Origin of the sequence: Paraglaciecola algarum (genome assembly GCF_021532655.1) — a bacterium.
GTDB classification, from domain to species: domain Bacteria; phylum Pseudomonadota; class Gammaproteobacteria; order Enterobacterales; family Alteromonadaceae; genus Paraglaciecola; species Paraglaciecola algarum.
On sequence record NZ_JAKGAS010000003.1, the window covers coordinates 41692 to 61337 of the forward strand.

A 19646-nucleotide genomic window follows, 5' to 3' on the forward strand; every position below is an offset into this window, starting at 1 on the left:
AACAGTAAATTGTAGCGACTTTAATATAGGTTATAATAAAACTGTAACCATATTTATAGGCCAATATTTATGAAATCAGAAATAACAAAAATATCAATAGATGATTTAACTTATGAAAAATTTGTGAGTGATTTTTTAATACCGGAAATCCCCTTAGTGATTCAAGGTTTAGCAAATTTTGATCTGCGAACCCTTACTCCAGAATTTATCCTGAAAAACTATACAGATGAAAATAAAAGAGAGGCTGGTTGGTTTGATGCTGATCTAGTAGATAACGAAGTTATAAAAATACCAAGTATTGTCAAATCAATATTAAATAGGGATGATATGTCAGTTAGACAATCTCCGATGCGCTTATTTATGCAGCCAGCCGGGCATGTCACTCTTCCGCATTATGACGGCAATAGTTTGCACGGTCTCAATCAACAAATTACCGGTAAGAAACGCTGGATCATTACATCACCTAATACACCTTTGCCTAATATACCATTTATGTTTGCTGGATTAGTTGGTGAAAATTTCACCTACTCCGAAAGCGAGCATGACTATATGGATTTTACAACCCACTCAGGCGACATGTTATTTCTGCCTCGTTATTGGTACCATGAAGTACACTCATTGGAAAAAATTAATTTAAATATGAATTGGGTTTTCACACCAAATTACCCAAATCAAAGCAGTAAACTGGGTAGAAGAGAAGTAGAAATAGTTAAATTGCGTGATACACTGCCAATAATAAATAAAATATTCTTCCCAGATAAATTTACAAATTATGGCGGACAAGGTACCGAATTGATTAATGCATATTGTAAGGATGTGAGTAAATTACGTATGATGAAGCGATTTCTAATAGAATTACTCGGATATCCCAGATTATTGTTACTCGCCAAACAAATTAAAAAAAGAGCAAACGAATTTTCGAACAACAATTTTAATATTAATTAAAAAGCGTGTAAAAATGGAGAAACATGTGCATTCGTCAAAAGTACTAATAATAAGCATTTTAATAGGTATTGGCTCGCTATTATCTAGCTGTAACCCAAAAACAACCGATGAATATATAGTAAGTGCTCAAGAGTACATTGATATATCTAAAACAGATAAAGCCATAATTGAATTGAAAAATGCATTGTTGCAGGATCCGCAGAGAATAGATGCAAGAATACTGTTAGGCCAGTCCTATTATCAAATGAGTGAGTTCGCCAATGCGGAAAAAGAATTTAGAAACGCTCAGAGATACGGAGCTGAACAAGACTCATATTTTTTACTTTTATTAAAATCAATTTATTATCAAAATAATTTTTCTGAAGCTGACATATTAAGTCAAAAATATACAGGGCAAGATAAGTCAATTGCCAATTTAGCGAAACTATACGGTTACTTGTCTACTATTCGACTCGATAAAGTGAACCCTGATTTACCAATTGGCTTAACCGGTGATGCACTTCTAATTGCTAAAGCGAACAAAGCTCTACTCGAAAACAGACCTACGGAAACATTAAAGTTAACAGAAAATATTTCAGTTAATTCTGATGAAAGAGTAGAAGCATTAATTATCAGAGGTATTGCATTGTCCGCTTTGGGACAATTTGAGGAAGCAAATTCTGCATATCAAGAAATAGTTGATATATATCCCTATTACTATTTTGCTAGGTTTCAGTTAATTGAAACTTTAATCAAACTGGAAAATTTAGTAGATGCAAGAAAGAATATCGAATTTTTACTTAACATAAACCCTGATAGCGGCCTAGGAAGCTATCATTTGGCTAAAGTTTCATTCAAAGAAGATAAATACGAAGAGGCATTGCTATATGCTAATAAAGCATTTTTAGCCAACATAAACGATATTGAATTGAACTTTATGGCAGGAGTAAGCGCATATAAGACCGGCAGAATTGAGTCCGCTTATGAGTTTTTGAGTAAAAACAAAAACAAAGTTCCACCTAATCATATTAATAACAAAATACTTGCTGAAGTGAGCCTTAAATTAGGCTATGCGATGGAAGTGATTCCACAGATTAATGAATTGAATCTAAGTAACGAAAATCAGGCAATCGTATACTCTTCTGCTGCTATTACCCAATTTCAACTAGGAAACTTTGCACAAGCAAATGAGTTAATCAAAAAAGCTAACGAAGCAGACCCAGATAATTCAGTCACTTTATTGCAAGAAGGCCTAATAAAATTAAGCTCAAATGACCTCTCAGGCATAGACAGCCTAACTGAGTCGATTAAATATGACCAAAGTATCAGCGAATCTTGGTTATTGCTTGCTGAAGCTCATATTCGAAATGGAGAATTCGAAGAAGCTTTTGCTGTCGCCCACAAATGGCAAGAGTCAAACGAAATAGATGGTTTAGCATTAGAGGGATATATTTATTTAAAACAAGAAAATATCGAGAAAGCTCAAGGAATATTTCAGCAAATATTGCTCTCAGAACCTGAACATAGTGGAGCAATGAGATATTTAATGCTGATTGATGCGCGAAAAGAAAATTTTGATTCCGCAAAATCTTACGCAGAAAAGCTTATTGCTCAATCACCTAACAGCCTAATGAATATAATGAGCTATGTTAATATACATATAGCGACTAATAAGGTGAATACTGTTAAGTCTTTTTTGCAAAACATGATTTCACAAAATAGTAGTAACCAAGAAGCTATTATCGCCCTTTCATCAATTTACACTTTCGAAGGTGATCTAGACAAAGCATTACAATTTTTAAATGAAACAGCAGATTCGTCGAATGATTTAATACAAAAAATCAAAGGTGATATGTATATGAAAATGCGTAAATACGATGATGCTTATAAACAATACGATTTATGGTCGATCAATGACCCTAAACAACCTCCAGCTTGGTTTAAAAAAATAAACGCCTTAGTTGCAAATGAAAATTATACAGAGGCGCTCAATGCTACAGAGAGTGCATTAAAACATTTCCCAAATGATCCAAGACTTATAGCAGCAAAAGGTAACTTTTTAACCAAAGCTGGTAAGATTAAAGAAGCCAAAAATCTATTATTGAGTGTGGAAAAGTTCCAAAAACACTTGCCGATAATAACAGCGTACCTTGGTGAATTAGCAATATATGAAAAAGACTACTTGGTTGCAGAAACTTTATTGAGAAAATACTATCAACAAGAACCTAGTTTTGGAATAGCTGAGCTTTTAGCAATTGCGCTTCAATATAACAATAAAGCAAAAGAAGGCGCTAAGATTCTAATCAACGAATTGAATCAGCTTAAGTACAACGATATTGAACGTCATATTGTCGCTGAGTACTTAGCAAATAACGAAATGTATGAAGAATCGATAAAATATTATCATGAGATTTTGGAAGATCACCCACTTCACTTCATCACTATCAACAACTACGCTGCTGCACTGACAAAAGCAGGTCAATTATCAAAAGCTCTCGAATTAGCTCAAATAGGCTTAAAATCCTTTCCGAATTCTGAATTTGCGTTAGATACCTATGGCTGGATATTATTTAAACAAGGAAAAATAAGTGAGTCTTTGATTTATTTAGCTAAAGCCTATGAAAAGCAACCCAATAATAATGAAATAGCATTACATTATATAGAAAGTCTAATTGCCAATAATAGAGTCACAGAGGCTAAAAGATTATTAAACTATGTAAAACCTTTCAGAGATAAAGAGATCGCAGAATTTAAACGCCTAAAACAATCTTTATAATTGAGCCATTGGGAATGTTCTCTGCTACTAAATGGAATGTCTTTGAAAATATTAGTATCCCATTACACTTTACAAGATAAAAGTTTACTAGCCTCTAAATGGACAAAACTTTTTATAGGGTCACCAAATAGTGTATTTCTAGATTGGAATTGGATATCAGCTTGGCTGAATTCAATTCCATCAACACCAATAGTCATTGAAGCTAAAATTAACGAACAATCAGTAGGTTTAGGACTACTATGTTCAAACACCAAACGAATACTATTTAATACCTTCGAAATTAAACAGTTATGGCTGCATAAGTATGGCGATGATGAAATAGATCAAACTTGGATTGAACACAACGACTTTTTATTGGACTCTAGTTATGAAGATGCTACGCGAGAAGCAATACTTAGCTATATAAAAACTCAATTTGGTCGCTGGCATGAGTTTTACTTGGGGATGTCTCAGACTTCGATTCAGAAAAAATTCGAAGATGTATTGGGTTCGCCAAGAACCCTAGTCTCCTCGGCAGATTTTTCGGTTAATTTAGAAGAAATGCATGATGTAAATGACTACCTATCTTCATTATCAAAGAACACTCGCTCCCAGATAAACCGTTCAAAAAAACTACTCGCTCAACTTGGTACAGTCACTTTAGCTAGGGCGAAAACAACACAAGATAAACAAGTTTATTTTAAAAAACTAAGTCAACTCCATCAACAAAAATGGCGTCATACCGATTTAGGCAGCGGTTTTGATAACCCTGTTTTTGTAAACTTTCATAAAGCCCTTATTCTTGATGATATTAATAATAGTTATACCAATATTTTTGCATTAGAATTAAATGGTGATGCGCTCGCTTTAGTTTATTTATTAAAAACAAACCATGGTTGGTATTTTTATTTGTCAGGTATACAGACTCACCCAGATAACAAAATTAAAATTGGTTTATTGACCCATACACTGGTAATCGAGCAAGCCATCATACATGGTGTAAAGAAATATAGTTTCTTGGCAGGTGATGCGAGATACAAACAATCTATGAGCAACATTTCAGAGGAATATCAATCACTTGTTTGTTTTTCCAAATCATCAGGGTTACTTAAATTGATAGAGAAACTTCGTCAAATTAAACACATCATGACTCATTCTAGTACAGACTAAGAGAACAAACTTGCAAGAAATACGCATCCCAGTTACAGCATTCTGTAAACACAGCCCCCCCTTAGTACAGTTTGGTTTACCAATCCCTAACGGAATACTTAAATCATTTTCTCAAATGTCGGTAGAACTTGGAGGGGTAAAAATTGAAGCAAGTGCACAAGCAACATCTATGTGGCATGACAATAGTATTAAGTCATGTCACATTACAATTTACCCATCCGAAAAGACATTAGACAACCTCGAAGTAATTATTACTTCAGAGCAAATAAAGAACGCACCATCCATTGAAGACACGTTTTCACTAGATATTAGTCAACAACTTGTATGTTTTAAAACTGAACATACAGCTTTTAGCTACGATTTGATGAACTGCTGTTTTGAGCTTTGTAATATAAATGGACTTAACACACAGCAAGGTTCAATTACTTTATCTGATTCAAATAATACAATATTAGTATCTAAAAACCTCAGTCTTCAAATAGTCAGAAAACAGTGTCTATTGACCAGTAAACATACAGATATTGAGTTAATAATCACAGGATCTTTTTCAGACCACAACGGTCAAGTGGATTGCCTATTTACCATCACCTTTGCTTTTTTCAATCATGGCCAAATACTTAACATTAAATACAATCTACACAACCCAAAAGCTGCAGAGCATAAAGGTGGGCTATGGGATTTAGGTGACCCTAATTCATTTAATTTTAATAACTTAAGCCTTAAGTTAGACAATACTGAAGCCCAACCCTTAGAATATTCAACTAGTCTGGATGAAGAACTGTCTTCCATAGAAAATGAGGCTATTTGTATCTCTCAGCACGCTAGTGGCGGGGATAATTGGCAAAGTCCTGTGCATGTGGATAAATCAAATAAAGTTCCTCTTACAAAAAATGGATTTGATGTTACACAGCAAGACCAATTAATTGCAACTGGCTCTCGCGCAACACCTACATTACGCTTTGCAAACCGACTACAATTGACCCAAACACACTTTTGGCAAAATTTCCCATCATCAATAACCGCCCATAATCAGTCTATTAGTTTTGACTTTTTCCCTGCACAAAAAGATTCATCTTACGAATTACAAGGTGGCGAAAAGAAAACTCACGAAATTTGGCTTTCAAGTATCGAGAACGATAATCTTGCCTGGGTGCACTCTCCAACTAGTGTAAAATTACCTGACACTTGGTTAACTAAAACGCATTTTGCACAGCTAATGTCATTTAGCAGTGTGCCACCAAACTGGCAAACACTTATCAATAATAGTTTAGATAGCAATCACAATTTCTTTGAAAAGCGTGAGCAACTAGATGAATTTGGCTGGCGAAATTTTGGTGATTTATATGCAGATCACGAAACAGCAGAGCATACGGGTAAAGATATTTTCGTCTCTCATTACAATAATCAATATGACCCAGTTTTAGGTTTTTTAAAACAATACTTACACTCTGGCGATAACCGATGGTTTGAACTAGCAGACGATTTAGCTAAACATGTTGTTGATATAGATATTTATCACACCCAAAAAGATAAAGTTGAATACAACGGTGGGCTATTTTGGCATACCGATCATTATCTACAGGCTTACACATCTTCACACAGATCTTATTCTCAGCATCAGCCCAGTGATGCATACCAAGACCATGCTGGCGGTGGAGGGCCAGGAGGCCAACATTGCTATACCACTGGGTTAGCCATGCACTATATGTTGACCGCCAGTGAACCATCTAAACAAGCGGTATTGACATTAACAAATTGGATCACTCACGTTTATGAAAGTTCAGGCACATGTTTAGAATTATTATTAGCATTTAAAAATAGAAGTTTAGCCGGTTTTAAAAATCATTTTACTGGACAATATCCATTAGACAGAGGTACGGCTAATTACGTTATTGCTCTACTAGACAGTTTTGAATTAACCCAAGAACAAGATTATTTACATCGAGCTGAGCATGTTTTAAAGAACTCTTTTCATCCTAACGAAGATATCAATAGTCGAAATTTAGAAGACGTAGAAAACACTTGGTTTTACACAGTATTACTACAAGCTGTGTGTAAATACTTAGCCATAAAAGAAAGCATGCATCAACTAGATGACTACTTTTATTATTGCCGCGATAGTTTACTTAACTTTGCTCGTTGGATGACAGTGTATGAAAATCCCTATTTAGAAAAGCCTGATATTTTAGAATACCCCAATGACACATGGACAGCACAGGACTTACGTAAAGTACAAATTTTTGCGGCGGCTTATTATTATAGCCCAATTGAAAATATAGTATTTTTAAATAAAGCTAAGTATTTTCAAGATGATATACTGAATAGACTTAACAGTTCAGCCACCAAAACGTATACTCGTATTATGGTTTTAATTTTACAAAACTATGGTTTTTTAGACTTGTACAAAAATAAACTAGAAATCTCACCTTATAAACAAGTCAATTTTAATTGGCCAAAAGCTGAGTATGAAAAAAAATCACTTTTATCTGGTGCTTTAACACAATTGTTAAAAAGGCTAAGTAAATTATCGATTAAGAGCGAAGTTAATTGGCTCAAAAAACGACTAAACTAATAGGGCAATCTGAACTTGGCTAACGTGTCTTTTATTATTCCCCATAAGGGCAGGTTTGAAATGTTGCTCCAAACAATTGAGTCTGTCAATAAACAGGATTTTGACTTATCTCAGGTTGAAATTATTGTGGTCAGTCAAACCCCTAGTATTCAAGAGGTAGAATTTCCAACTCTCAATGTCGACCTAAGCGTTATTATTAGACCTGAATCAGACACTATATCTGCCTTACGAAATTATGGAGTCAAAGAATCTTCTGGTGAATATCTCGCATTTCTAGATGCAGACATTTATTTATCTGCCAACTGGATACAAAGCATGCTGAGTGAATTGCAAAGCACATCATCAAGAATTATCACCAGCGCCGTACAAATATGTGAACCTTCAGCTCCTTCGCTTGAAAAAATTAGAACCCATTTAAGTAATGCAGAAATAGATGTAGATGTGAACTTTTTACCCGGCCGAAACTTATTTATGACGACAGAATCCTTCCATAAAGTCGGCGGCTTCCCTGAACATTTAGTTACTTGTGAAGATTATTTTTTTACTGACAAAGCCGCTAAACTAGGCTCCTTATTTTACACTTCAAAAGCGAATTATATTCACTTAGGTGAAGATAAAGAGCTAGGCTCGATGTTTTCTAAAGAGATATGGCGCGGACAATCCAACCTACAATCTTTGCAAGGTAGAAACATTCCACTACGAGAATGGCCAAGCTTAATTGTGCCACCAGCAATATTTGCTTGTTTGATATCAGCTTGTTTCTTTCTACTTTTAGGTTTACAAAATGCTTCGTTAACTTTCTTATTACTCGCTCTAATTCCTGTAACCGCGTATACATTGAGGCTCTGGCGTATAGCAAAAAGTGATGTAACCATTGGTAATATACTGCTATTTTATGCTTGCTACTTTCCGGCTCGAGCATTAGGCACCTTTGTTGGTGTGTTCAAAACAATTAAAGTTAAATAAATCTGAAATTAGAAATGAATAAAAAAATTAACGTATTACAGTTCATCTGCCCAACAGGTTTTTATGGTGCTGAACGTTGGGTACTTGCTTTAGCCAAGCATCTAGACACTAGCGAGATAAACTGTGAACTTGCGGTCACCATGGAGCCAGAACAACAAGAACTAGAGCTGGTCAAAGAATATAACAAGCTTGGTTTACCTAGCCATATAGTGCCAATGAAAAATAAGTTTGATTTATCGGCAATCAATCGACTTGTAGGCTTAGTTAAAAAAAATAACATACACATTATTCATACCCATGGTTACAAGTCCGACATTATTGGCGTTCTTGCGGCTAAAAAAGCTGGAATAAAATGTATCGTCACCCCCCATGGTTTTGAAAACGCCAAAGATATAAAATTAAGAACATTTATTTGGCTCGGCTGTCAGGCCATGAAATTTGGCCATTATGTAGTGCCTTTATCTCAACAATTATTAGCTGATTGCAAACGAATGGGCGTTAAATCGTCAAAAACAGTGTATATCCAAAATGGCGTCGACCTTTCTGAGGTGGAACAAACTGTCTTTCCTGTAAGAGAAAATCCACAAGAAAAACGCATTGGTTTTGTGGGTCAAATGATCAGTCGCAAGAATATCTTTGATTTATTAGATGTATTTAACAGTGTACACGCTAAACATCCCAATACACGGCTGATATTATTGGGTGATGGAGACGCAAGAATAGAGCTTGAGAAATATGCTCAAACACTAAAAAGTCACTCACACATAGAGTTTTTAGGCTTTAGAGATGACAGACTAAGCTTACTAAAGTCATTTGACTTATTTGCCATGACCTCAACCCTTGAAGGCATACCACGCTGTTTAATGGAAGCGGCAGCGGCTAATATTCCCGTTGCAGCCTACGATATTCCGGGAATTGATCAAATTATCAAGCATAATGATACTGGATTATTGGCTACACTGGGCGACAAAAAGACTCTAGAAGCTCAGTGGGAAATCATATTATTTAATTCAAAGGAAGCTGCTAGGTTAGCCAGTAATGCCAAAGAATATGTATATCAACATTATTCAGCCAATCGAATGGCAGAAGAATACAGCTCACTATTTAAAACCTGTTTAGGACAAACATAATGCCAAAGGCCGAAAAGGATAAACAGCCGATTTTATTTGTAATTTCAATTGACACTGAAGAAGAGTGGGACTGGTCAGGGCCTTTCCCGCAAAAACATGCAAGTGTGCAAAATATAATTCAGGTGCCTGAATTTCATAATTCCATGACATCTTTAGGGGTTAGACCAACCTACTTTGTTGATTACGCAGTGCTTGAAACCGATAGTTCAATTGAAAACATGCGCCGGGTCTACGCTCAAAGTAATTGTGAAATAGGTGCTCATTTACACCCTTGGTGTAATCCTCCTTATTTTGAACATGTTGGTGAAGCAGAATCACATGTTGTCAATTTACCCATTGATGAGGTCAAACAAAAGCTAGAGATACTCGTAAATAAAATAAAAAGTACTCTCGATGTCACACCAAAGTCTTTTAGGACAGGTAGATGGGGCATTGATGGAAAAGTCATGAATTTACTATTAGAAAATGGCTTTGATGTTGACTCTAGTGTTTACCCATTCTACCAAAATGAATTTTTTGGATGTTTAGGGGCACCAGCAGCTCCTTATTGGCCTGATTTATCTAACCCTCTTGCAGTATCGACACAAAGAAAAATATACGAAATACCAGTTACAGTAGGTTTTAATAGACAAAACTTTGATTTAAGTAATAAGATCCACTCTTTATTTACACAATCAAGTTTAAGTTGGACACGCTTTAATGGTTTAGCATGGCACACCAAATTATTGAGAAAAAACTATCTTTGCCCAGAGTTGTCGTCAGTCACAGACATGACAAAGTTGTGCGATATGGTGATTAGTAAAAATTACCCCGTATTACATATGTACATGCATAGCTCTAGCTTGTTAAATAATAAGAATAATTTAATTGGTCAAGACAATGCTTTTAACCATATATGTGGTTCCATAGAGCAAGTCGTTAATTATCTAAAAAGTCGCTATGAAATAGAGTTTTGTACTATTTCTGAAGCAGCTAAAAATCTACAAAATAGGTCGCGATATTCAAATAATGAAGTATAAAATTGTTCAAGCCTCACACCAGTTAGAAACCGACTGGGACACATATGTTGAATCTCACAAGTATGCCACGCCATATCATAGGTTTGCTTGGCTAAAATCTGTTGAACAAGCCTATCAACACAATAATGTTAGCCTATTAGCGTATGATCAAGATGAAGTAGTCGGTGTTTTACCTTGCATAAAAATGCAACGGCCTTTGGCAAAATCGAAATATTGCTCTTTACCTTTTTGTGATTTAGGTTACGGCTTAGCCGACAATGACGACATATTAAAAGCATTGCAGGCCCAAGCAAAACAATCGCTAGACAATATTGGCGGCAATATATTTGAATACCGCGACTCTCAGCAAGACTTTACCGACTCTTGTGCGCCAGGCGCAAAGGTACGCATGTTATTGCCACTCCCTGATACCGCAGAGGAGTTAATGGCTAGCTTTAAATCTAAATTACGTAGTCAAGTTCGTAAGTCAGAGAAAAACGGACTGACCTTCACCATTGCCAATAACCAAAAGCAAATAAATGATTTTTATAATATATTTTCTATAAATATGCGTAAACTCGGCTCACCAGTTCATGCTAAACAATGGTTTGAGTCATTATTTAAAAACTACGCTGATAATATATTCTTATCTGTGGTGTACACAGGTGATATAGCGATTGGTGCTGGGGTCATCATTCGTAACAAGTATTCAATGGCTATTCCATGGGCATCAACCGTAGCTGATTACAATAAATTAGCCCCCAATATGATGCTCTACTGGTCTTTGCTAAAACACTCTTGTGATTTGGGGTGCAAAGAATTCGACTTTGGTCGTTCTTCGTTTGGTGAAGGTACCTTTAAATTTAAACAGCAGTGGGGCGCAAAAGCTAAAGCCCTATCTTGGTCAAATTTAATGTCTCTACAAGCTAGCCCAAGTATTCAAGATGAAGATGAAAATCAAGCTCAAACATCATCGGGTAAAATCAGGCCACTGGTTGAGAACATATGGGCAAAACTGCCGCTTGGAGTCACGACTACGCTAGGCCCCAAAATACGCAGACATATTAGTCTGTAAACCCATTTAATATTAAGAAAACAGGGATCAACAAGAATGTGCGGAATTGCTGGCTTCACCCATTTTTTGGGAAATATGGGCGATAAACAAACCCTAAAAAACATGGGGGATAGTATTTACCATAGGGGGCCTGATGCCGGAGCAGAGTATATTGATGACTGCATTGGTTTAGCCCACCGCAGGTTAGCAATTATTGACTTATCTGAAGCTGGCGTGCAACCTATGACCTCCCACGATGGTCGATATATCATTGTATTTAATGGTGAAATTTACAATTACCAAACAATCAGAGATGAATTAAGCAAGCAAGGATACCCCTTCAAAACTCATACCGACACTGAAGTGATTTTGGCATTATACGCCAGCCAGGGCGAAAAAATGTTAGCCCAATTAAACGGCATGTTTACCTTTGCGTTGTGGGATACCGTTGATAAAACCTTAATGATTGCTCGGGATCGAATGGGCAAAAAACCACTTTATTATTTACAAACAGAAAATCAGTTTGCTTTTGCTTCAGAAATAAAAGCACTTTTAACTTTACCTAATGTACCTAAAGATATTCGTTTAGATGCTGTGCACGACTTCTTTGCGTACCAATACATTCCAGATCCTAAAACGATATTTACCCACATACATAAGTTACCTCCAGGCCATTTTATGATGGTATCAAAGGATGAAATAAAGACAGAACAATATTGGGATGTAAGCTTCGCACACACAAGTAACAAAAGTGAAAAAGAACTCACCGAAGAGTTATATGCACTAGCCACCGAAAAAACTAAAGATCGCATGGTCAGTGACGTACCACTAGGTGCTTTTTTAAGTGGCGGTATTGATTCTAGTGGCGTAGTCGCCATGATGGCTAAAAACTCTGACACCCAAGTTAAGACCTGCTCGATAGGCTTTGATGATAAAAAGTTTAATGAAACTGAATTTGCTCAAGTAGTCGCCGACCAATACAATACAGAACATTTTGAATTTACCGTGCATCAAAATGTAAAAGACAACTTAGAGCACATAGTGTCATTTTTTGATGAACCTTTTGCCGATCCATCGTTAGTTCCCACTTACTTTGTTTCAGAACTAGCCCGTTCTGAAGTCACAGTCGCCATAGCTGGTGATGGCGGTGACGAGGTTTTTGCTGGTTACGAAAAATATACCACTGACGATATAGAAAATCGTCTACGCAATAAGTTTCCAACTGTTTTAAGGAAAAAGGTATTTCCGTCCTTAGCCAACCTATTTGCTAAAAGTGAATTACCAATTTTCCGTAAAGCAAAGTCACTGTTTTATAGCTTAAGCCTAGATCCTGCCATGGGTTTTTATGTGACCAATTCTCAAATTGAAGACAGGTTATGGAGCAAATTAGCCAATCAAGAGACCTTGGATAAATTAGGGAGTTATCACCCTTCAGGTATTACAGTTGATACATACAATATGGCCGACGGCAAAGACCACTTATCTAAAATTTTATATACCGATATGAAAACTTATTTGCCTGGTGGCATACTAGTTAAAGTAGATAGAATGAGCATGGCTAACTCACTAGAAGTCAGAGCGCCATTGTTAGACAAAGAAGTGGTAGAATTTTCGGCCACCCTGCCCTCGTCATTAAAATTTAATAATGGTGAAAAAAAATACATTCTAAAAGAAACCTTTAAACCTGTATTACCTCACGATATTTTATATCGTAAAAAAATGGGATTCTCGGTACCTTTAGCCACATGGCTAAGAGGTGAAATAAAAGATCTCACCCAAGAGTACCTATTTATAAAATCTGACGGTATCCAACAGTTTTTTAATATGGATGTAGTTAAAGAGTTATGGCAACAACACCAGCAATCCAAGGCCGATCACTCCACTGTATTATGGAGCATGTTAATGTTCCAAATGTGGTGGTTTACGTATATTCAGCAACCTGAGTTAAAAGTATTGGTTAAGTAAAGGCACAGCTGAAAGGATTAAGATGACCTCCAAAATTAAAGTGTTACACGTCACTTATGATATGCGCATTGGTGGCACTGAGATGGTGATAAAAAATCTAATTGAAGGTTCAGACAAAACAACGTTTGAAATGTCGGTCTTATGCATAGAGTCCCCCTTAGGCCCATTTTCAGCGGACTTAATTGCAGATGGCATAAAGTTTCATGAACTAAACCGCCAACCAGGTTTTGATAAAGCTTTAATCAAAAATATTCGAAATATAATAAAAAAAGAAAAGATTGATATACTTCACTGTCATCAATATACGCCTTGGGTGTATGGCGTGATTGCCGCTATGTTGACTAAAACGAAGGTGATATTCACCGAGCACGGGCGATTTTACCCCGATACTAGTTCGTGGAAACGCAAATTAGTTAACCCAATATTGAATAAGTTTACTTCTCAAGTTACTGCCATTTCACAAGCAACCAAACAAGCACTGGTTGACTATGAAAACTTCCCTGACAACGACATCGAAGTTATTTATAACGGTATCAAAGGACTTGAACATCCTTCCAAAGGTGAATTGTCGGAACTTAGAGCTGAACTAGGGTTAGCAAAGCAAGGTAGGTGCATAGGCACTATTTCTCGATTTGATCCGATAAAAAACCATTTGATGATGATCCGAGCATTTCATCAATGTCTAACAACAGAACCTAACTTAAAATTGATCATTGTGGGTGACGGCGAGATGCGCCCTCAAATAGAAAGTGAAATTGAAAAGCTTAACATTCAAGATAAAGTCATTCTGACGGGATATAAAACAAACCCTCAGCAATACCTTGCCTTAATGGAAGTATTTCTACTCTCATCGTTTAGCGAGGGAACATCCATGACGCTGCTTGAAGCTATGTCATTAGGCAAACCTTGTGTGGTAACTGACGCAGGAGGTAATAAAGAAGTTATTGCAGATGGTGAAAATGGAATAGTTACAGAGAATGATAACCAGCAGCAATTTTCTCAAGCTATTAATAAATTAATTACGACCCCCTCATTATCAAAGCAATATTCAGGGTCTAGTTTACAAATCTTTAAAAATAAATTCGACGCTCAAGTAATGTACAATCAATTCGCACTTCTTTACAAATAGAGCTAAAAACAATAAATATCAGGCCTTCACTTTACAAGGCCTAGTGATTTTAATTTATCTTTATATTTCCATTTATATTGAAGCTGTATCTCACCAATAATCTTTTGATGAATACGATAATATGCCAACTCTAGCCAGCTGGGAGAAATAGGTGTTGACTCTAATTCATATTTCATTGAATGCATTTCTTCAGCAGCTACATGCTCTACTAAGGCGATCTCCCTTTTGGTTAGAGTTTGTCGCCATTTACCAATATTTGAAGGGTCAGCCGGCTTAGCGGTATTTCTATTTTCTCTATTTTCTCGAAATTCCAATTTTCTTTGATGAAAATCGAGCATTTCGGAAGAATACTCTACTCCAATAAATTGACACAAAGACTTCAATGTAGAAGGCAAATCTTGGACTAAATCCTCGTACCTTAAGACTAAACACTTATCTTTCATTTTATCGGCAAAAGCCAATTGCAACGCCACTTCGTGTTTCCAGCGTAACGCACCAGTGTAGGCTGTAGTCCCTAACCCCCAACGATTATCCATATAACTATTAACAACACCTCTAGCATCTCTAATTATTAATACGTATTTAGAATCAGAGAAACAATTAGACAACTCCTCTAATTTATAAGTTAACAAAGGATCTTTCCATCCCCATATCAACTCACTAGAGTCTTCCATTGGAAGTTCTACTTTATGCATGCTGCTAATTTTGTTAACTATACGAGCAAGCATTATTTCTTGAGTAATTTCACCGTCAAACATTCCTTCCATAGGCAGTTCATTTTGAATGTATAGTTTAGGATGAGTACTCAATATGCGAGTTAACAAAGTTGTGCCAGAACGCTGGGTACCGAGTAAAAAAATTGGGTTATTTAGATTTATCAACTTACTATGGCCACTTCTTTTAGTTTTTTATTTTGTTTTATGATGCGCTTTACAACGAAAATTCGATCAACAATATTAAACCAAGCTTTCTCATTTTTAATATCTTGCATCACCTGCAGGTTAATCTCATATAACACCTTTGGCCAAGCTAAAAATGGTATTTTTTCCAAGTACTTTTCCTGATATTTACCCAAGCGGTAGCGAATTATTCGGCTAATATACAGTTTTCGATCTGCTTTAGAAAAAATAGATAAACTATCAAAAGAATAGCCACTGTCTTTGTCAAATACGATACGACCTTCCTTGGGATTTGGTATAGATTCCAAGTCTCTATTTATTATTTTAGTAATGGCAGAATCAATCCAGCCTAAGCCTATCGGCAGATGAAACCCTTGCTTGCGTATTTTTTTTATAAAATCATTCTTCACTGCATAGCAATTGCCGAAAAGGCATCTTCCATTTTTGACCAGATCTAAATATTGCTGCTGATTCCTGCCTGAAAAAGGTAATCCCGCCACCGCATTTGCTACTTCACTGTTAAGTAAAGTCTGAGACATGCGTTGAAAACTTCCTTTAATAAAGCGCACATCTGCATCTACAAAAAAGTGTACCGGAATGTTGGTGTTAGCCAAGTTATGTACATAATGATTCCAAGCATTACACTTATCCCCAAACTCCAATTCAACTAATTGCAATTTAGTATTGCCTTCTGATATCAAGTCGATAATGACTTGATTAGTTTTATCTGTACACCCATTAGCGATAACGTAAAGTGTACGCAAGCCATCATCAGCAGCCTTTAAAGCACTTACTACCGATTGCCTTATATTTGTTTCTTCATTATGGGCAAACATTACGATACTGTACAAATCTAACATGTTCAATTACCACTATTATTTAAAACGGCTAACTAAGAGCCAAATGTCCTCTGAACTCAACCAAGGCTTAATAGGTTGGCTAAGTCGAGGTTTTTGTACCACCTTCGATTGAGGTTACCTTTTCTTTTTTAGATTGGATGTGTTCTAGTAAAATACCTAAGAGAAGCAATAAGTAAAAGGGCTCATAAATAATCAAATCTAAGAACATAGATCCAGTGTAAAAGCCAACAAAAGCAGCCATGATAGAATTATTTAAATAAGTAATAGTGGATCTGGGATCTTTCTCTTTTTTCCGAATTTTTCTAAAACGTTTATACTGCAACCACAAAAATGCTAAATAAATAAGTCCATTAGTTATTCCTGTATTAGCCGCGAAATTCAAAAATGTATTGTGTGCTACATAGGGGTTTTGCTGCGGATAATATATTCGAGTCGCCTCTTGAAAACGTTGAACGCCAACTCCCAGTATAGGAAATTTTGCAATTAACCCTAGTCCGACTTTCCAAGACTGAACTCTTGGGTCAATAGCTTGTTCTGATTGCACTTCAGCTGCACCAATCGTATCTGTGGTTCTGGTTAATAATGTTCCTCCTTGGTAAATTACAGCTGCAACTAGGCCCCCTACTAACATAACCCCAAAGATTCTTGACTTGATTAAAAAGTAACTAAAAATAGTGGCTACCGCTACAGCTAACAAACCGCCGCGGGACCCGGTTAGAATGATACTGTGCCAGAGAAAAAGTAAACCTAATCCAAAAATCCCACGAATAATTAACGAACGAAAATAGAAAACACCAAATAATAGGAATGGCATACCTGTCACAAACAACATGGCAAATTTATTTTCATCACGATAAGGGCTATCCAACGGACCCATTAAGCGCCCCTTATTGAATTGACTCATATTCCAAGAGAAATATTGGTCATTACTCCAATATACGTAATAAAAGACTAATCCTGCGAATAATAACGCCATCACTTTCAATGATTGTTCGGTATTGATTAATGGTAACGATACAAAATACATCAACATTATTATATTAAAAATATGGAGAACTAATTCTGAACTTGTCGCTGATCTGAAGCTTCCTATTGGACTAAAAATATCCGAAAGGTTAAACATGATCCAAAAAATAATTAACAATAAATTTTGTTTATATTTATAGACTGAGAAATCCAACTTATGAGTCAATGCCTGTATAGTAAATATGGCTAACACAGTACCAGCAGCAATACTAAAAGCAGGAACCCCATCAAACACCCAAAACCATATGTATTGAGGAGCCATAACTGACATCAAGTAATATGCATATACAGCGGTTTGTTGATGCTTAAATGATCTTATTACAGTTACACATAACAATAGAAATAAAACTATTAGTCCCAAAGTATTCTACTCTTTAAAATATAAATTATTGACTAAAACGTATAGGTTACGAAGTCATCATAGTTTTAGTATGTTACGTTTTTGTACGATTAAGGATACCTTTTTCTTTATTTGATTATAAGTATTCAAAACTGTTACAGCTTCAACTTAACTAGTAAATAAAAAAACATGAGCCTTAAAAAAATCAACACACTCTTACTTTGATCATAATGATTGGAAGTAATCCATTTAAACGCTGGTAACCAAATCTTACTTAAAGTTCTGTTTTTTGTTATATACAAAATAAGGTTTAGATTTTTGATGAAACAAAGTGTTGTTAAAGGTGTATTACCTTGTGTCGCTATATATAACCAAAACTGTTTAAAATAAACTTCATTGATAGTCGGCAAGTAAAATTTAACATGATGGAATGCAATATCACTAGCAATATCTAATTGAATTTCTCGTTTACTTTGCGTTACCCCCCCTTCGGTAATTCGATACCGAACTAAAGGTTTATTTATTCCTCCAAACTTATAACCTTTGCGGATCAGTTCTGTATACAAAGCATAATCTTGGGCATACTTAGTTAAGGGGTAACCTCCAACACTATCTATGGCTGATTTATACATGAACATGGTGGGATGACATAGCCGACTATTCAAAAATAATTCGGCTTCCAAAACTTCACTTGTTTCGCTCACTGGAAACCCTGAAATAACATTGCCAGTCATATCTATATGTTTAACCGCAGTGAAACATCCAACTATAGACTTTTTACTCTTTAACATATCAAATTGTAGCTGAAGCCGCGTTGGTTCAGCAATATCGTCGGCATCATGACGAGCAATGATATCGCCTTTTGCAAGTGATATCCCATGATTCAAAGATTTGGCTATGCCAATATTCTTGTCATTATTTATTAAGCGAATCCTTGCATCTTTAACTCGGTAGTCATTAAGTAACTGTTTGATATCTTGATTACTACCATCATCAACGATAATAAACTCAAAATTTATCATCGATTGTTGCAACATACTCTCTATCGCTAACTTTAGATGATCTGGGTTTCCATTAAATACCGGCATTACGATAGAGATTATGGGGTTCACTAATTATGTTTCCTTATTTAAATCAGTAAGATGAGAAAGGCTACAAGTTAACTTGATAATATTATTTAAGTTTTATTAAACAACCCCCAGTGTTCTGGGTTTAGGTTAGCTTGAATAAAAATAGATAATTTTTCGACAAACTTTACATCTTTAATATCTATTTCCAATAAATTAGATTTTGAACCAAAGTATTCTTTCAACTCTTCTTCATAATTAAGTCTAGTGGTCTTCCAATGTTTTTTAATCACTTCAATGTCGCTGGTATCAAGAATCTTCTTATGTAATTCTAATATAGTTTGCTCTTCGAGTTGTTCTGCATGTTTACAACGACTCTCTAACCAAGCATCCATTTCTCTATAATTGTAAATGAATAAAGCATTGGGATACTGTTGCTCTATTTGCCTATAAAGTGCATTGCCTTCGCACCAATATGAATCGGTTCGAAAAACCAAATCTGAAAAGACATCAAACTTATCATCATACCCTTGTAGAATAGGTTTTGCTTGCATTGCATTTTCAAACATTTTTTTCGTTAATTTTCCTTCGTCCCAATGTACGCTTTTAAAACCAGACGATTGAAATAAACGATGGATAGAGGTTGTACCAGTTTTATTAAAACCAATCACTACAATCAACTTTTTTTGTCTTATATCAATTGTTTTTTTGTTAAAAAGCTGCTGAAACATAACTTTCCTATATTATATAATTTTAAATAATCCCAAATTACCTAAGTAAAATATTGAGCA

15 protein-coding genes are annotated in these 19646 nt (G+C 35.6%); 10 read left to right on the plus strand and 5 right to left on the minus strand.

What is annotated here, in order from left to right; translation table 11 throughout:
• The first annotated feature begins 69 nt into the window (after positions 1-69).
• The 10 genes from L0668_RS06445 to L0668_RS06490 are packed head-to-tail and all read left to right on the plus strand — an operon-like array spanning position 70 to position 14663.
• On the plus strand, positions 70-945 hold the full coding sequence (locus L0668_RS06445; protein WP_235311272.1) for a cupin-like domain-containing protein: 876 nt from the start codon (positions 70-72) through the stop codon (positions 943-945).
• 25 nt (positions 946-970) lie between these two features.
• Positions 971-3700, plus strand: a complete 2730-nt coding sequence (gene prsT / locus L0668_RS06450) for an XrtA/PEP-CTERM system TPR-repeat protein PrsT (RefSeq protein ID WP_235311273.1) — start codon at positions 971-973, stop codon at positions 3698-3700.
• Between the two features lie 42 nt (positions 3701-3742).
• Positions 3743-4849, plus strand: a complete 1107-nt coding sequence (locus L0668_RS06455; RefSeq protein WP_235311274.1) for a GNAT family N-acetyltransferase — start codon at positions 3743-3745, stop codon at positions 4847-4849.
• 10 nt (positions 4850-4859) lie between these two features.
• Entirely contained in the window at positions 4860-7421 is a 2562-nt protein-coding gene (locus L0668_RS06460) for an exo-rhamnogalacturonan lyase family protein (protein ID WP_235311275.1), read from the plus strand.
• 15 nt (positions 7422-7436) lie between these two features.
• Entirely contained in the window at positions 7437-8387 is a 951-nt protein-coding gene (locus tag L0668_RS06465; protein WP_268820225.1) for a glycosyltransferase family 2 protein, read from the plus strand.
• A gap of 14 nt (positions 8388-8401) precedes the next feature.
• Positions 8402-9517: a glycosyltransferase gene (locus tag L0668_RS06470; RefSeq protein WP_235311277.1), complete on the plus strand. Its 1116-nt coding sequence runs from the start codon at positions 8402-8404 to the stop codon at positions 9515-9517.
• Positions 9517-10536 (plus strand): polysaccharide deacetylase family protein, encoded by a 1020-nt coding sequence (locus tag L0668_RS06475; protein ID WP_235311278.1) that lies wholly within the window; start codon positions 9517-9519, stop codon positions 10534-10536. Before L0668_RS06470 ends, L0668_RS06475 begins: the two co-directional genes overlap by 1 nt.
• Entirely contained in the window at positions 10526-11590 is a 1065-nt protein-coding gene (locus L0668_RS06480; protein WP_235311279.1) for a FemAB family XrtA/PEP-CTERM system-associated protein, read from the plus strand. Before L0668_RS06475 ends, L0668_RS06480 begins: the two co-directional genes overlap by 11 nt.
• Before the next feature lie 36 nt (positions 11591-11626).
• Positions 11627-13534, plus strand: a complete 1908-nt coding sequence (gene asnB / locus L0668_RS06485; RefSeq protein ID WP_235311280.1) for an asparagine synthase (glutamine-hydrolyzing) — start codon at positions 11627-11629, stop codon at positions 13532-13534.
• 22 nt (positions 13535-13556) lie between these two features.
• The gene (locus L0668_RS06490) at positions 13557-14663 is read left to right on the plus strand and encodes a glycosyltransferase (RefSeq protein ID WP_235311281.1); all 1107 of its coding nucleotides are present in this window, start codon (positions 13557-13559) and stop codon (positions 14661-14663) included.
• Positions 14664-14689: 26 nt separating this feature from the next.
• Here the strand turns inward: L0668_RS06490 and L0668_RS06495 are convergent, their stop codons facing one another.
• The 5 genes from L0668_RS06495 to L0668_RS06515 all read right to left on the minus strand — a co-directional run bounded on the left by L0668_RS06495 (position 14690) and on the right by L0668_RS06515 (position 19586).
• Positions 14690-15544 (minus strand): sulfotransferase family protein, encoded by an 855-nt coding sequence (locus L0668_RS06495; RefSeq protein ID WP_235311282.1) that lies wholly within the window; start codon positions 15542-15544, stop codon positions 14690-14692.
• Entirely contained in the window at positions 15541-16422 is an 882-nt protein-coding gene (locus L0668_RS06500) for a glycosyltransferase family A protein (RefSeq protein ID WP_235311283.1), read from the minus strand. The genes L0668_RS06495 and L0668_RS06500 overlap by 4 nt, the downstream gene beginning before the upstream one ends.
• A gap of 79 nt (positions 16423-16501) precedes the next feature.
• The gene (locus L0668_RS06505; RefSeq protein ID WP_235311284.1) at positions 16502-17719 is read right to left on the minus strand and encodes an O-antigen ligase family protein; all 1218 of its coding nucleotides are present in this window, start codon (positions 17717-17719) and stop codon (positions 16502-16504) included.
• 224 nt (positions 17720-17943) lie between these two features.
• The gene (locus tag L0668_RS06510) at positions 17944-18900 is read right to left on the minus strand and encodes a glycosyltransferase (protein ID WP_235311285.1); all 957 of its coding nucleotides are present in this window, start codon (positions 18898-18900) and stop codon (positions 17944-17946) included.
• 65 nt (positions 18901-18965) lie between these two features.
• Entirely contained in the window at positions 18966-19586 is a 621-nt protein-coding gene (locus L0668_RS06515) for a sulfotransferase (protein WP_235311286.1), read from the minus strand.
• Positions 19587-19646: the final 60 nt, after the last annotated feature.